Origin of the sequence: Streptomyces vulcanius (assembly GCF_042653945.1) — a bacterium.
GTDB classification, from domain to species: domain Bacteria; phylum Actinomycetota; class Actinomycetes; order Streptomycetales; family Streptomycetaceae; genus Streptomyces; species Streptomyces mangrovi.
Map to the genome: position 1 here is coordinate 308650 of NZ_JBHSFK010000006.1, position 15019 is coordinate 323668.

Annotated in this window: 9 protein-coding genes and 1 pseudogene; 4 read left to right on the forward strand and 6 right to left on the reverse strand. The window is 73.1% G+C overall.

Going from position 1 to position 15019, the window contains the following annotated elements; genetic code table 11:
- The first annotated feature begins 37 nt into the window (after positions 1 to 37).
- Both ACFPIH_RS12115 and ACFPIH_RS12120 read left to right on the forward strand, forming a co-directional pair.
- Positions 38 to 712, forward strand: a complete 675-nt coding sequence (locus ACFPIH_RS12115) for a sensor histidine kinase (protein WP_381174221.1) — start codon at positions 38 to 40, stop codon at positions 710 to 712.
- Between the two features lie 52 nt (positions 713 to 764).
- Positions 765 to 1763 (forward strand): TAXI family TRAP transporter solute-binding subunit, encoded by a 999-nt coding sequence (locus tag ACFPIH_RS12120; RefSeq protein ID WP_381174223.1) that lies wholly within the window; start codon positions 765 to 767, stop codon positions 1761 to 1763.
- A 20-nt stretch (positions 1764 to 1783) separates the two neighbouring features.
- Here ACFPIH_RS12120 and ACFPIH_RS12125 read toward each other — a convergent pair.
- The 6 genes and pseudogenes from ACFPIH_RS12125 to ACFPIH_RS12150 all read right to left on the reverse strand — a co-directional run.
- Positions 1784 to 2410 (reverse strand): annotated as a pseudogene (locus tag ACFPIH_RS12125) (sensor histidine kinase); the annotation flags it as partial.
- Between the two features lie 197 nt (positions 2411 to 2607).
- On the reverse strand, positions 2608 to 4077 hold the full coding sequence (locus tag ACFPIH_RS12130; protein ID WP_381174225.1) for an MFS transporter: 1470 nt from the start codon (positions 4075 to 4077) through the stop codon (positions 2608 to 2610).
- 56 nt (positions 4078 to 4133) lie between these two features.
- Complete coding sequence (locus tag ACFPIH_RS12135) at positions 4134 to 5177, reverse strand: zinc-dependent alcohol dehydrogenase (RefSeq protein ID WP_381174227.1); 1044 nt, start codon at positions 5175 to 5177, stop codon at positions 4134 to 4136.
- A gap of 55 nt (positions 5178 to 5232) precedes the next feature.
- Positions 5233 to 5994: an SDR family NAD(P)-dependent oxidoreductase gene (locus tag ACFPIH_RS12140; protein WP_381174229.1), complete on the reverse strand. Its 762-nt coding sequence runs from the start codon at positions 5992 to 5994 to the stop codon at positions 5233 to 5235.
- Positions 5995 to 6178: 184 nt separating this feature from the next.
- Positions 6179 to 7060 (reverse strand): nuclear transport factor 2 family protein, encoded by an 882-nt coding sequence (locus ACFPIH_RS12145; RefSeq protein WP_381174231.1) that lies wholly within the window; start codon positions 7058 to 7060, stop codon positions 6179 to 6181.
- A 159-nt stretch (positions 7061 to 7219) separates the two neighbouring features.
- Positions 7220 to 9856: an AAA family ATPase gene (locus tag ACFPIH_RS12150; RefSeq protein ID WP_381174233.1), complete on the reverse strand. Its 2637-nt coding sequence runs from the start codon at positions 9854 to 9856 to the stop codon at positions 7220 to 7222.
- Positions 9857 to 10196: 340 nt separating this feature from the next.
- Between ACFPIH_RS12150 and ACFPIH_RS12155 the strand changes: the two genes are divergently transcribed.
- Both ACFPIH_RS12155 and ACFPIH_RS12160 read left to right on the forward strand, forming a co-directional pair.
- A complete protein-coding gene (locus tag ACFPIH_RS12155) occupies positions 10197 to 12632 on the forward strand; it encodes a LuxR C-terminal-related transcriptional regulator (RefSeq protein ID WP_381174235.1) in 2436 nt (811 codons plus the stop codon).
- A gap of 112 nt (positions 12633 to 12744) precedes the next feature.
- The gene (locus ACFPIH_RS12160) at positions 12745 to 14985 is read left to right on the forward strand and encodes an MMPL family transporter (RefSeq protein ID WP_381174237.1); all 2241 of its coding nucleotides are present in this window, start codon (positions 12745 to 12747) and stop codon (positions 14983 to 14985) included.
- Positions 14986 to 15019 lie beyond the last annotated feature (34 nt).

Genomic DNA, 15019 nt, shown 5'->3' on the forward strand with positions numbered 1-15019 from the left:
GAGAAACCCTTGTTCCAATCGCCACAGTTCACACCCCATGGCGGCGCTCAGGCTCCGCGTCGACGCCCTGCACACCCATCTGCCCGCGTCCGCCGACCGCACGTACAGCGGGGTCACCACCGAGCTCGACCGTCTGGAGACCCTCCTCGACGACCTGCTGGCCCTCGCCGCCGCGGAACACCGGGCCGGCGAGCTGACGGTGACCGACGGCTCGGACGCCCGCTGCGACGCCACGGCGGTCGCCGCCGCCCAGTACCGCCTGTGGGAGCCGGTCGCGAACCGCGCCGGAGCCCGCCTCACCCTCCGGCCCGCCGCGGCGCCCCCTGCCATGGCCGCCTGCACGGACCGCGAGCTCGCCCAGATCACCGACATCCTCCTGGACAACGCCATCAAGTACGCGGGCCCGGGCGCCGGGATCTCGCTCCGCTGCACCCTCACCGTCCTCACCGTGACGGACGACGGCCCCGGCCTGGGCACGGAGGAACTCGCGCTGGCCACCACCAGATTCTGGCGCTCGGGCCGGCAACGACAGGACGGGACATCGGGTACGGGGCTGGGACTGGCCATCGCCGAACAGCTGCTGGCGGGGCGGGGAGGCCGACTGGAACTGCGGCCGGCGCGGCCGCGGGGACTGCGGGCGAGGGCGGTCCTGCCGAGGGGGCGGGCCGGTGCCGGCGACGGTACCGATGGTGCCGACGGGGGTGTGCGGTGAACCGCGGCTCCGGCGAGACCATCGCCCGGTGGAGCCCTGACGGCGGTGCGCCATGACCCGCCCCCCGCCCGTCGACCGCCGCACCGCTCTCCGCACCGCCCTCGGCACGGCGGCCGTCGCCGTCCTCGGCGGCGCGCTCGCGGCCGACACCTCGCGGCAGCGTCCCGGACCGAGCGGTGTCCTGCGCTTCGCGACCGGTGAGCCCACGGCGTTCTACGAGGCCTTCGGCCGCCTCCTCGCCGCCGAACTCGAAGCGGCCCATCCGCGCCTGCGCTGCCGTGTCCGCACCACCGCGGGCAGCGTCACCAACATCGAACTGCTCCGCGACCGCCGCGCCGACCTCGCACTCGTCCTCACCGACACCGCACGGGCGGCCCAGGGCACCACGCTCTTCCCGCACCCGGTGCCCCTGCGCGCGATCGGCAGGGTGTACGAGACCTACCTCCAGTTCGCGGTCCGCGCCGACTCGCCCGTGCGCGAGGTGTCCGACCTGGCCGGACACACCGTCTCGCTCGGCGCGGCCGGCTCGGGCGCGGCCGTACTCGGCGAGCGGATCCTGCACGCCGCGGGGCTTTCCCCCGGCACCGACGTCCCCGTACGCCACCTCCCGCTGGCCGACGCGGCCGACGCGATGCGGGCGGGCGTGGTCGACGCGTTGCTCGTCGCGGGCGGCGTACCGCTGCCCGTCCTCTCCGCTCTCGACGACCGCCCCGGCCTTCGCTTCCTGCCGCTGGCAGGGCTGCTGCCCCGGCTCGGCGGCCGTGACGCCCGGGCCGGCTCGGGCCTGGAGGAGGTGTCGTTGCCGCAGGGCGCGTACCGCAGGGCGGGCGGCGTCGCCACCATCGGCGTGTCCAACCTCCTGGTGTGCCGCCCCGACCTCCCCCGGGGCGTCGCCGAGGCGCTCACCCGCCTACTGGTCCTGCGGGCGACCGCCCTGGTCCCCGGCAACGCGGTCGGCACCCAGTTCCTCGACGTCCGCAGCCTGATCGGCACGGGCGGCATCGCCCTGCACCCCGGGGCGGCCGCGGCGTACCGCTCGCTGCACGGCTGACCACGGCGTACGAACGGCGATCAGCACACGCACGGCAGCTCCACCTCGACGACGGTCGGGCCCCCGACGGGGCTGGTCACCGTCACCGTCCCGGCCAGTGCGGAGACCCGGCGGCGTATCCCCAGCAGCCCCGTGCCGGCGGCCTCGTCCGCGCCTCCCCGGCCCTCGTCCCGTACGACGACCCTCAACCGGGTGCCGACCCGCTCCAGCCGGACCGAAGCCCGCTGGGATCCGCTGTGTCTGGCGGCGTTCGTCAGCGTCTCGGCGACAAGGAAGTACGCGGCCGCCTCGACCGCGGCCGGAACGTGCGGCCCGGCCTCGGGCCTGTCCGCCAGTCCGTCCACGCGGGTGCTGACGTCGAGTCCGCTGTTCGCGGCGAGCGCCCGTACCGCTCCGACCAGCCCCCGGTCGGTGAGGATGGGCGGATGGATGCCGCGCACGATGTGCCGCAGTTCCGCCAGCGCCGCCTGCGCATGCTCCTGCGCGTCCTCCAGCAGCCGGCGCGCGACCTGCGGATCGCGGTCGTACGCGTGCCGCGCGAGGCGGATCCGCATGGACAGCGACACCAGCCTGGCCTGGGCGCCGTCGTGCAGGTCCCTTTCGATACGGCGCAGTTCGGCGCTGTGCGCCGCGAGGACTCCCGCCCGGGCCGCGGCCGGCAGGGTGGCGCCCAGATCCCCGAAACGGTTGTGGGTGACCATCCGGCGCAGGCCGGTGAGAGTGCGCAGGCCCCGGACGGCCGTGAGCCTGAGGCGGGCTCTGGTGAGGACGACGGTCCTGGTCACGGTCTCGTTCCCTTCGGCGCTCGAGGCATCCTCGCTCGAGGCATCCTCTGTCCGGTGTGTCAGACCTTCGCCCCGGTGACCTCCGCGGCGTCCGCCGGACGCTCCCGCGCGGTGGCGGGCCGGCGTGGGATGAAGGAAGCGATGACGAAGGCGAGGACGGCCGAGCCCGCGCCGATGGCCATGACCACCTTGAAGCCGTTCTCGGCGGGCAGCGGGTAGCCGCCGAAGTCGGTGGTCATCTGCGCGAGGACGACGCCGGCCAGCGCGCTGGCGAAGGAGGTGCCGAGGGACCGCATCAGCGTGTTGAGGCTGTTGGCGGCGGCCGTCTCGGAGGCGGGCACGGCGTCCATGATGAGGGCGGGCAGCGCGCCGTAGGCGAAGCCGATGCCGGCGCCGATGGTGCAGGCGACCAGCATGATGTGCCAGATCTCGGACATCAGCACGAGGCTCAGGCCGTAGCCGGCGGCGACGATGACGGCGCCGCACATCAGGGTCGTCTTCGGGCCCTTGGCCCTGGTGAGGCGCGCCGACACGGCGGACATCGTCATCATCACCAGACCCTGCGGCGCCAGGACCAGGCCGACGTCCAGCATGGACCTGCCGAGGCCGTAGCCGGTGGCCTCGGGCAGCTGGAGCACCTGCGGCAGCACCAGGGACATCGCGAACATCGAGAAGCCGAACGCCACCGAGGCGAGGTTGGTGAACAGCACCTGGCGGCGGACGGTGGTCCGCAGATCGACCAGCGGCTGGTCGGTGCGCAGCTCGTAGTAGCCCCAGGCCGGCAGGACGAGGACCGCGGTGGCGAGCAGCCCGAGCGTGACGGGGCTGGTCCAGCCCCAGTCGCCGCCCTTGGAGACGGCCAGCAGCAGGCAGACCAGGCCGGCCGCGATGCCGAGGGAGCCGACCAGGTCGAAGCGGCCGCCGGTGCGGACCCCGGACTCGGGCACGACGACCGTGACGAGTACGGCGGCGAGGGAGCCGAGGGTGGCGGAGGTCCAGAACAGCAGATGCCAGTCGAACCGGTCGGCGACGAAGGCGGCGGCGGGCAGGCCGAGGGCACTGCCCACGCCCAGCGAGGCACTCATCAGCGCGGTCGACGCGGCGAGGCGCTCGGCCGGCAGCACATCGCGCATGACGCTGATGCCGAGCGGCACGACGGCGGCGGCGAGGCCCTGAAGGGTACGGCCGACGATCATCGGGACGAGGGAGTCGCTGAGGGCGCACACGAGCGCGCCGGTCACCAGCAGGGCGAGGCTGACCAGCAGCATGCGGCGCTTGCCGTACATGTCGCCGAGACAGCCGGCGACCGGGGTGGCGACGGCGGCGGCGAGCAGCGTGGCGGTGACCGCCCAGGCGGTGTTCGACGCCGAGGCGCCGAGCAGCCTGGGCAGCTCGGGGAGGATCGGGATGACCAGGGTCTGCATCAGCGAGACGACGATCCCGGCGAAGGCCAGCACCGCCACCACGGTGCTCGGCCCCGGCGGGGCGGAAGGCCCGGCTTCGGAGGGTTGGGCAGGGGCGTCGGACATGGAACGGCCTTCGTCGAGGAGAGGTTTCCGGGTGACTGCGGCTCCGCCGTCCCGCGCTACTCGTCGAAGGTGACGACGACCTTCTCCGCGGCGCCCGGCGTCAGCGTCAGCTCGAAGGCACGGTCGGCCTCGGCGAACGGCACGCGATGGCTGATCAGCTTCTCGAAGCGCTCGTGGTGCTCCACGATCTCCGGGGTCACCTCGAAGATCTCCGTGGGGTAGCCCTGCGAGGCGACGAGGGTCAGTTCGCTGCGGAGCATGCCGCCGAGGTCGGTGTCCGAGCCCTTCTTCTGTACGGCGACCATGACCAGCCTGGCGCCCCACTTCGCGGAGTCGACGGCGGCCTGGAAGACGGCGGGGGCGCCGGCCGCGTCGATGTAGATGTCGGTGCCGGCGCGGGGCTGGCCGAGGGCGTTGGCGGCCTGGCCGTGCAGTGCGGTCAGGCGCTCCGTCACGTTCTCCTTCGCCGAGTCGACGACGGCGTCGGCGCCGACCGCCAGCGCGGTCTCCAGGCGATCGGGGAGCACGTCGGCGACGACGACATGCGCGACGCCGCGCAGCTTCAGCCAGATGGCCGCGCCCAGACCGATGGGCCCGGCACCGAACACCACGACCTTGTCGGACGGCCCCGCCCCGGACCGGTTGACGCAGTGCCGGGCGACCGCCATCGGCTCGTTCAGCGCGGCGACGTCGAAGGGCACGGTGTCGGGGAACACCGCCACGCTTCTGCCCACGACGGCGTCCTCGACGAGCAGGTACTCGCTCATGCCGCCGAACCTCCCGCCGCAGCCGATGATCCCGGTCGGGGCGTCCTGCGGGTTGACGACCACGCGGTCACCCACCTTCAGGTCGGCGATGTCGGCGCCCACTTCGACGATCTCGCCGGCCGGCTCGTGGCCCAGCGCGACGGGGACCAGTTCACCGCCCGCATGCGCGCGGGCCGGCATACCGCCCATGTGCAGGAACGTGACGTCGGTGCCGCAGATGCCGCAGGCGCGGATCTTCACCAGGACGTCCCTGGGCCCTGGCACGGGACGCTCGACGTCCACCACGTCGACCTTGCCGACGGCGCCGGTGCGGACGGACTTCATCGTGGCCATGAGGAAAGCTCTCTTTCTGAAGCTGCTGACTACGGGAGTGGGGGCGGACGGTTTGTCAGGCGGCGGACCAGCCGTCGTCGACGGCCAGCAGGGTCCCGTTGATGTGGGCGGCGGCGTCGGAGGCGAGGAACACGATGGCGGCGGCCTGCTCCTCGGCGGTGGCGACGCGGCCCGCGCCGCCGAAGAGGGGAGCGAAAACGTTGTCACCGTGGGCCTTGGGCAGGGCGGCGGTCGGGAGGTCGGTCCCGGTGCCGCCGGGGGCGATGGCGTTGGTACGGACGCCGACGCCGAAGTAGGTCACGGCGAGTGATCTGACCAGGCCGATGACGCCGTGCTTGGCGGCGGTGCAGGCGGCCCCGGCGATGCTGCCGCGCAGGCCGGCCTCGGCCGCCGTGAAGACGATCGAGCCGCGCCCCTCGGCCATCATGTGCGGCAGCACGGCGCGGGTCAGCAGGAACGGTGCCGTCAGGTTGACCTCGATGACGCGGTACCACTCCGCGTCGCCGGTCTCGCTGACGACCGACATCTGGTCCATGAGCGCGGCGTTGTGCACGAGGACGTCCACACCGCCGAAGGCTTCGACGGCGGTGTCGACGACCCGGTGCACGACCTGCTGGTCGCTGAGGTCGCCGACCACCGCGAGGGCCGTGCCTCCCACGTCCGCGACGGCCTTGACGGTGTCTTCGGCACCCGCCCGTCTCAGGTCCGCGACCAGCACGTACGCGCCCTCTCGCGCGAACCGCACGGCCGCCGCCCGGCCGGTGCCGTTCCCGGCGCCGGTGACGATCACGCTGCGCCCTTCAAGACCGGTGTTCATGGTGGTGGTGCTCCTTCTCGGCGGCTGTGTCTGCCTCGGACCCGGCGGCGGGACGGAATGCCCCGGCCGCCGGGCCCGAAGGAAGCGCCGTTTCCCGTCCCCACGGGATGCGGCGCGGTGGGGGCGCCTCCGCTCAAGGCGCCCCCGGTCTGAGGGGGGTGGTTACCGCGGTCCGGACGCCGGATCAGCCGAGCTTGATCTGGTCCGTGCCATGGCCGATGTGAGCGACGACGAGGCCGGCGGCCGACACCTCGGCGTACTCGGCGGTGTGGTACCGGAAGCTCTGTCCGGCGTTCGCGCCGCGCCGCGCCTCGACCGTCCACCGCAGCTCGTGGAAGAAGAACCAGTCGTCGAAGTGCCGGTGGACGACCTCGATCGAGCGGACGGAGTACTCGTCGTAGAACGCCTCGAGGTGGGCTCGCAGGTCGTCCTTGGTGTGCATCTCGGGCAGGGTCCCGGAATGCGACACGTAGTCACGCAGGCCCGCCTGGATCTCGGGGTGGGCCTTCTCGACGATCGCGTCGACATCGCCCTTGCGGTACGCGTCGAGCAGGGTCCCGTGCAGTCCGGCCACGGAGTAGCGGCTGGCCAGCACCCCGTCGGCCTCGTCCCCCGGCATGCTGTCCTGCTGGGTCCTGCCCCAGAACAGCTCACCGGTGATGCCCTCGGAGCCCATCGTCGGGAACAGCACGATGACCGGCCGCTCGCTTTCCTCACCGGTCGTCTTGAGGCGCCCGCGCCCCCGGCCGCTGACGAACGTGTACCAGGAGGCGTTGATCTCCGCCACGGGGCGGATCGCCACCACGGCGGCGTACCGGTGCATGCCGCGGTAGGACGCGGCGATCTCGTCGAACGTGGTGACGATGCGCTGGGTCGGGAGCTCCTTGCCCTCCTCTACCGAGGGGCTGACGGTGTACGCGTAGGGGCCGCTCGGCGCCAGCGTCGCCAGGATGTCGTCGATGATGTCGACGTACTCGGCCCTGACGTGCTTCCACGCGGTCTCCGAGGTCTGCACCTGCAGATCCGACACTACGAGCAGGTCCTCGACCTTGGCCCGGTCCTTCATGATCTTCCTTTCGCGGGGCGCGAAGCCCCGGAGGCGTGGGGGAGTGGGGGGAGGGTTCGCGCGAGAGACCGCGCGTCACACGAGGTGCGCCTCTGCCGAACATCCTGGTGGAGTAGTCCACTTGGCCGGAGGGCACGGCCGCTTCCCGGGGGGAATCCCTCACGAACGCGGGAGGACCATCGAGAGGCGGCCTTCCATCACGGCCAGGGCCAGGTCAAGCCGCGAGTGGCAGCCCGTCTTCACGAACACCTGGGTGAGGTTGTTCTCGACGGTCTTCTCACTCACCTGGAGTTCCCTGGCGATCTGCCGGTTGGTCAGTCCCCGCCCGACCAGGGCGGTGATGCGCCCTTCGAGGCCGGACAGCGCGGCGGAGCTGTCCCGATCGGTGTCGTCGCGGGCCGGAGTCGTGCCGGACGCCCGCATCGACTCCGTGATCGCCGTCCGATGGAGGCTGTCGCCGAGGCTCCGGGCGATGTCGTGGGCCTCCTGGTGCCAGGGACCCGGGTCGTCGGCCAGGAACGCGACGGTCATGCACGCCCGCATCAGCTCACTCCGGCCGCCGTGCTCGCGCAGGATGTCCGCGGCCGTGTGGGCGCTGACGACGTCGCGTTCGGCGAAGGCGCGGACGATGAGCGTCGCCGCCCGTAGCCCCGTTCCGCCCAGTCGGGCGTACCACTGTTCCGACCGGTCGCGCAGGCGCGGCAGCCGCACCTGGCGACCGCCTTCCCCCCACTGGGCGAACGCGAGCCGGACGAGGAGCCAGTCGACGCCCACCGCGCCCCCCTCGTCGGCCTGGTCCACCGGCTTCTCGCAGAAGGCCCAGCCCAGTTCCCGGCAGCGCTCCCACTCCCCGGTCCGGTAGGCGAGGCCCATCGCGGCCCAGGTGCGCAGTGCGGGGAACGGGCAGTCGTCCCCCGCCAGTTCCAGCCACGCGGCGCTCCGCTCGAAGTCGCCCATGGTCGAGTGGACCTCCGCGGCGACCAGGCGGACGGCGTGGTGGACGGGGGTGTGGGGCGGGCCCGCCAGTTCGAGTGCGCGGGTCCCGGACGGGATGCCGGCCCAGTTCCCGTCCCGGTAGTCCCGCATGATGCGGGCGTGGGCCGCCAGCGGGCCGGTGACCGGTTCGCCGTAGCCCGCCGTGCCGAGCACCCGCCGGAAGAGGGCCACCGGATCGAAACGGCCGCTCCGGGGGGAGTCGTCCGCAAAGGGGCCGTCGGGGCGGAGGCAGGTGAAGGCGGAGACCACCTCGCTCACCCGGAGCGGTTCCCGGCCGGTGAACCAGCGGGCGGCGAACTCCGGCGCGGCGCGGGACGCCGGGTCGTCCGCCAGGGCCTCGCCCACCCGGGCCGACACCGGACGCCCGGTGTGGACGGCGGCCAGCGCGGCGTACGCCGTCAGCTCCGCACACCGCCGACCGGCCCCGCGGCGGTCGGCACGCACCCCTTCGGCCACGGCCTCGGCGAGGCCCTCGTAGTCGCCGGTCCGCACCAGCAGCGGCAACAGGGCGGCCAGGGCGCGCGAGTGCGCCGGGTCACCGGGCTCGCCGTGCCGCAGGGCGGCCCGGTACCAGCGGGCGGCCCGGGTGGGGCACGTCGGGAGGGCCCGTGCGGCCTCGCGCTCCAGAAGCGGTACGACGGAGGGGGCGGCCGGCAGCGCGGAGCCGGCGAGCGCGATGTGGTCGGCCGTCACGGCCGGGTCCGGTGAGGGTGCGCGGTCGCCGCGCAGCAGGTGTTCGGCGAGCGCGCGGTGCACCTCGGCCGCCTCGGCCCGGGCCGTGCCGGGCAGTACGGCGGGGACCAGCGCGGGGCAGGGGACGCGCAGGACCCCGTAGTCGTCGCACGCCAGGGCTCCGGCGGCGACGAGGCGGTCCACGGTCCGGCCGCAGACGGCGAGATCGCGGCCGGTGGCCGCCGCGAGGTCCGGGAGGCCGTCCATGGCGAAGCGGCCGGCCGAAGCGGTCAGCGCGAGCAGTTGCCTGCCGACGCCACCGCACTGCGCGACCCGCCGCACCAGGGGGTGGCCGACGGGCAGCGCCGGTTCGGCCGCGGGATCGCTCAGGCACAGATGGCCCTGGAACCGGACGAGGCCGCCGTCGCGGCGGAGCGCTTCGAAGGTGTCCAGAACGGTGCCCGGGTTTCCGGCGAGCGGGCCCAGCGCGGCGCGCAGCGCGGGTGCCACGGCCTCGTCCAGCGGCTCACCGGCCGCGTCGGCCAGCAGGACGTCGATCCGGTGGTCGGGCAGCGGGCCCAGCTCGACGACACGATCCGCGAAGCTGCTCAGCGAGGTCGAACGGGTCGGCCCGGTGCCCCACCCGTCCTCGCGGTACGTCGCCACGACCGTGCAGCCGACGCGGTGGGCGGCGGCCACGACGAGCGCGGGGTCGGGGGCGGCGTGCACGTCGTCGACCAGTACCGCGCCGGGAGCGTTGCCGCTCAGGTGCCCGAAAAGCCGTACCAGTTCGACGAAGAGGGCGGACCGCGCGCGGGCCGAGCCATAGCTTTCCGGTCGGCACAGCCGGTTCACCGCGGCCATCGCGTCGGCCGGCGGGGAATCCCCGAGGCCGGGAAAGGCATTCCGGAACGCTTTCAGTACCGCACGCGCGCCGAACAGGTCCCACCGCGGATCGGCGGCGGAGCAGTGAATCCGTACGATGCCGGGGCCGCGGGTGCGCCAGGTGCGGTGGACTTCCTTCAGCAGGGTTGTTTTCCCCATACCGGGCTGTCCACGGACCAGGAGCAGCAGAGCGCGCCCCGACACCTCGTCGACGGCCGACAGTTCGGCGTCCCTGCCGGACACGGACACGGCGCCACCTCCCCCGCTCACCACCGTCGCTCACCACCGTCGCTCGGAAAGGACGCGGCCGGTTAGCATCTGGTTGACCCCGGTTGCCCAGCGAGGATTCATGCAGCCAGCGCATAGCGTCCCGCCCTACGAACGCGTCGCCGTCGAAACCGTCGCGGCGGTCCACACGCCCGGAACCCCGAATCTCGTCGTGCTGAGTGGGCCGTCCGCCCTCGAACTCGGGTCCGTTCTCGATGAATTGTCGGCACGTGACAGAGAGTTCCGGGAGAAGGCCGTTGGCGCGCCTCCAGAAATGGTGCGCATTTCCTTCGACGATTCTTCACCGAAAATTCCCGTGGTCGACAGACTTCTCCGGCGCGCGGCCACGGACGGGAAACGCCCCAAGGTCCTGGTGCTCAGGCATCTCCAGCACCTGTCCCCGGACGAGCTGCTCTCGCTGGAAGGCGTGATCAGGCAGCTGGACGGTACGGGCACGCGCTGCGTGTGCACCGTCACGCTGCCCGTGCCCCGGGCGTCCCGCGCCGCGTTCGCCGCGGTGTCGGGCCGGCTGCGGCGGGACGGTCTGGTCCATCACGTGAACCTGCGCCCGCTGTCGCCGCGCCGGCTCGGCGCCATGATCACCGCCGAGATGGAGGCCAGGGCCGAGCCGGCGCTGGTCGACTGGCTGTGGCGGCTCACCCGGGGCTGGCCCGCCGCGGCTCGCGCGGTGCTCAGGACCGCCCGGGACCAGGGCCACGTCCGGGTGGTCGACCGGCACGCCCATCTCGTGAGCAGCGGCTCCTACGCGTGTCCGTCCGCCATCGGCGAACTGGTGCTGCCCGTCCGTGAGACGGAGGGCCGGGCCTGGGAGGTCGCCAAGGCGGTGGCCGTGCTGGGCCCGCTCGGCGAGGCCGTGCCACGGCTGACGGCGAAGGCCCTCCCGGTCACCGAGCAGGAGGCCCGTGCCCTGCTCGCGCGGCTGGCCGAGGCCGGCGTACTGCGGTATCGCCGGTCGGACTCCGTCTGGGAGTACCGGCTCCCGCTGGCCGGGGCAGCCGTCGGGGCGTCGCTCGGCCCCTACGAGCGGCGGAGCATGGCCCGGATCGCCGTCTCCGCGCTGTGGCGGGGCACCGCGCGCTGCGCCGATTCCTCCTACCTCCCCGAGCAGCTCGCGACCGCGGGGCGGCTGGTGGACCCCGACCGCGCGAGGACCGAACTGCTGGCAGCCGCCGAGCGGTTGGCGCACCACAACGGCGACGCGTACGACGACCACCGCGCCGTGCGGTGGCTGCGGGCCGCCGCCGATCAGACCACGGACCCGGTGGAGCGGCCCCGACTGCTGCTGGAGCACGCCAAGATCTGCCTGGCACAGGGCAGGCCCGAGGAGGGTCTGCACTCCCTGCGGCTCGTACTGCGGGCCCACCGCGCCCCCTTGCGCCCGGACCAGCTGCTCGACGTCTGTTTCGCGCACCTGGCCGCCCTGTACCGGGCGGGCGAACTCACCACGCTCGAGAAGATCGCGGCTGACGGCACCCTTCAGCACCCCGGCTCGGCGGGGCCGCTGGAGCGTGCCGTCACCCGCGGGTGTGCCCTGTTGCTGCTCGGCCGCTGGCGTGAGGTCCGCGACCTGCTGGGGGCGGTGCGGCGGGACGACGAGAGCGGACTGCTCGAATGGAAGGCCGAATTCCTCGTCGCGACGGCGGAGTTGTGGCTGGGCATCACGGACGGGACGGACCGCAGCAGGGCCACCCTGCCCGCTCGTCACCGTGCGGGAGAGGCGACGGCCGCCGAGGTGCACTCGCGGGTCGGCGAGCTGCTGACGCTGGGCGAGATCCGCCGAGCCGAACAACTGCTCGCCGACACGGGAAGGACCCCCGGGCAGCTGGGCCTGCCCAGCCGGATGCTCATCGCCCTCCACCGGGGGCGTCCGCGCGAAGCGATGGACCTGGCGCGCAGGAGTGCCGTCACCGGTGTGCACACCTGCGACGCCGTCCAGAGCGCGATGTACCACCACGCGGCGGTCCAGCTGGTGTGCGGCGGCAGGCTCACGCGCGCGGGCGAACTCCTCGCGCTGGCCCGGGCCAGGCAGCCGATGCTGCCTCATCTGCTCGACTCCGCCCAGGCGTTGCGCGACCTGGTCCACGGAGAGGTCGAGCGGGCGCGGTCGCTGCTGCGGGCGGCCGTGTGCCGCGCCGAGGCGGACGGCGTGGTGGCGGGGACCGACCTGCTGTGGCTGCGGGTGGCCGATGTGGCGATGCGCGTCGGCCGGTCGGAGGTCCTGAAGGAGTGCCTGGAGAAGGTGGAGGGGGTCGCCCGCAGGCTGGGCACCGAGCGGGCCGAGATGACCCGCCTCGTCCTGCACGCGGCCGTGCACGACGACCAGGGTGCAGCGAGGGCGGCGAGGCGACTGGCCCAGCAGCGGCAGCAGCCCCTGGAGGAGAGCTCCGTGCTGGCTCATCTGATCCGCTACGGCATGGGTGATCCGGCGATGCTGCGGGAGACCTACGCCATGCTCGGTGAACTCGACGCGCTGATGCCCCGGTTCTGGCTGCGTTCCCTCATGCGCGAGCACGGGGTGGCGGTGCCGGGGCGCCAGGCCACCGCCGAGGAGAACGAGCGGCTGCTCGCGGTACTCGTCTCCGAGGGCCTGACCAACAAGGAGATAGCCAAGATCCTCCGCACCAGCGAGAAGAGCGTCGAGGGACGGCTGTCGCGGCTGTTCTCACGGACGGGCCGCGGCTCACGGGTCGAACTGGCCATGGCGATGCTCACCGGGCGACTCCATCTGTGAGCGCGTCTACTGCGCATGCAGTAGGGGCGTACCGGCGGCCACACGAAGACGGACGGGGGCCGCGCGGACAGCCTGGAAGGGTTCCCCGAGTTCGGATGTGGAGACCCTTCCTGTGGCTGTCTTTCTTGATCGACTGGGCCGGCTGGCCTTCCGGCGCCGCTGGCGCGTGCTGTTGATGTGGGTGGTGGCGCTCGTCGCCGCGGGAACGGCGTCGGCGCTGGCGCCGGCCGTACCGGACGGCTCCTACTCGATGCCGGGGACGGAGTCGCAGCGGGCGTTCGACCTCATCGAGCAGCGTTTCCCGGGCGTGAGCGCCGGCGCCGGCGCCGAGGGCGCGAGCGCGAAGATCGTGTTCGTGGCGCCCGACGGGCAGCAGGTGACCGACCAGCGGAACCGGTCCGTCATCGACGAGGTCGTGAGCCGGGTCGGCAAGGTCGACCAGGTCGTCCGGGCGGCCGGTCCGTTCCAGGCGGACACGGTGAGCGAGGACGGCTCGACGGCGTACGCGACGGTCACCTTCGAGGTGAAGGCCAAGGACGTCACCGACACCGCGAAGCAGGCGCTGGAGAGGGCCGTCGAAGAGGGCCGGGACGCGGGGCTGACGGTCGAGGTCGGCGGTTCCGTCCTGGCCTCCCAGCCGTCGGGCGGCCTGGCCGAGGTGGCCGGCGTCGTGGTGGCGGCCGTGGTCCTGCTCCTCACCTTCGGTTCCCTGGCCGCGGCCGGACTGCCGCTGCTGACGGCGCTGATCGGCGTCGGTATCGGCACCGCGACGATCCTCGCCCTGAGCAGCGCGCTGGGTCTGTCCAGCGCCACCAGCACGCTCGCGCTGATGCTGGGGCTGGCCGTCGGCATCGACTACGCGATGTTCATCGTCTCCCGCTACCGGGAGGAACGCGCCCGGGGCCGCGACCCGCAGGAGGCGGCGGGAGTGGCCGTGGGCACGGCCGGATCGTCGGTGGTGTTCGCGGGCCTGACCGTCGTGATCGGCCTGGCCGGGCTGTCGGTGGTGGGAATCCCGACGCTGACCCAGATGGGACTGGCCGCGGCCGGCACCGTGGCCCTGTCCGTGCTCGTCGCGGTCACCCTGATCCCGGCCATGCTCGGCTTCTTTCCCCGGGCCGTCCTCGCCCGCTCGGTACGCCGCGCCGCACACACCGACGCCGGCGCGGACAAGCCGAACCTGGGCAGCCGGTGGGCCCGCCTGGTCGTCCGCCGGCCGCTGCCGGTGCTGCTCGCGGCGGTGGCGGCCCTGGGCGTGATCGCCCTGCCCGCGGCGAAGCTGCACCTGGGCACGGCGGGGGACGAGTCCAAGCCGACCTCCACCACGGAGCGCCGTGCGTACGACGCTCTGGCCAAGGGTTTCGGGCCCGGCTTCAACGGCCCGCTGACCATCGTCGTGGACGCCGGGTCGGCCAAGGACCCCAAGGACGCCGTGGCCGCGACCGCACAGAGGATCGGTGCCACCGAGGGCGTCGTGTCCGTCTCGGCGGCGAGCTTCAACACGGCGGGAGACACGGCGATCTTCACCGCCGTACCGGCCACCGCTCCCACCGACGAGCGGACCGTCGACCTGATCCACACCCTGCGCGGCGAACGCCCGGCGATCGAGAAGGCCACCGACGCGACGTACATGGTCAGCGGCAGTACGGCGGGCAACATCGACAGTGACCAGAAAGTGCAGGGCGCCCTGGTGCCCTACCTCGGGCTCGTGGTGGGCCTGGCGTTCCTGCTGCTGCTGATCGTGTTCCGCTCGGTGCTGGTTCCGCTCAAGGCCGCCCTGGGATTCCTGCTGTCGGTGCTTGCGGCCCTGGGCGCGGTCGTCGCCGTCTTCCAGTGGGGATGGCTCGCCGGCCTGCTGGGTGTGGACCAGACCGGCCCGATCATGAACACCATGCCGATCGTCATGGTCGGCATCGTCTTCGGCCTCGCCATGGACTACGAGGTCTTCCTCGTCACCCGCATCCGGGAGGCCCACCTCCAGGGCGAACGCCCCGGACAGGCGATCGTCTCCGGCTTCCGCCACAGTGCCCGCGTGGTGGTCGCCGCCGCCGTGATCATGATCTCGGTGTTCTCCGGATTCATCGGAGTCGGCGAAACGCTCATCAAGATGATCGGGTTCGGCATGGCCATCGCCGTGCTGTTCGACGCGTTCTTCGTGCGGCTGACGATCGTGCCCGCCGTCCTCGCGCTGCTGGGCGAGCGTGCCTGGGCGATGCCCCGGCGGCTGGAGCGGATCGTGCCCCACGTCGACGTCGAGGGCCACGCCCTGACCCGCGCCGCGGCCGTCCCCGCCGGCACGGCCGACCAGGCGGAGCGAGGGGATCTCCCCGCCCGGGATCTCCCCGTTCACTAGTGGCAGCCTGAAGGGGCCGTCATGATCAGCACAT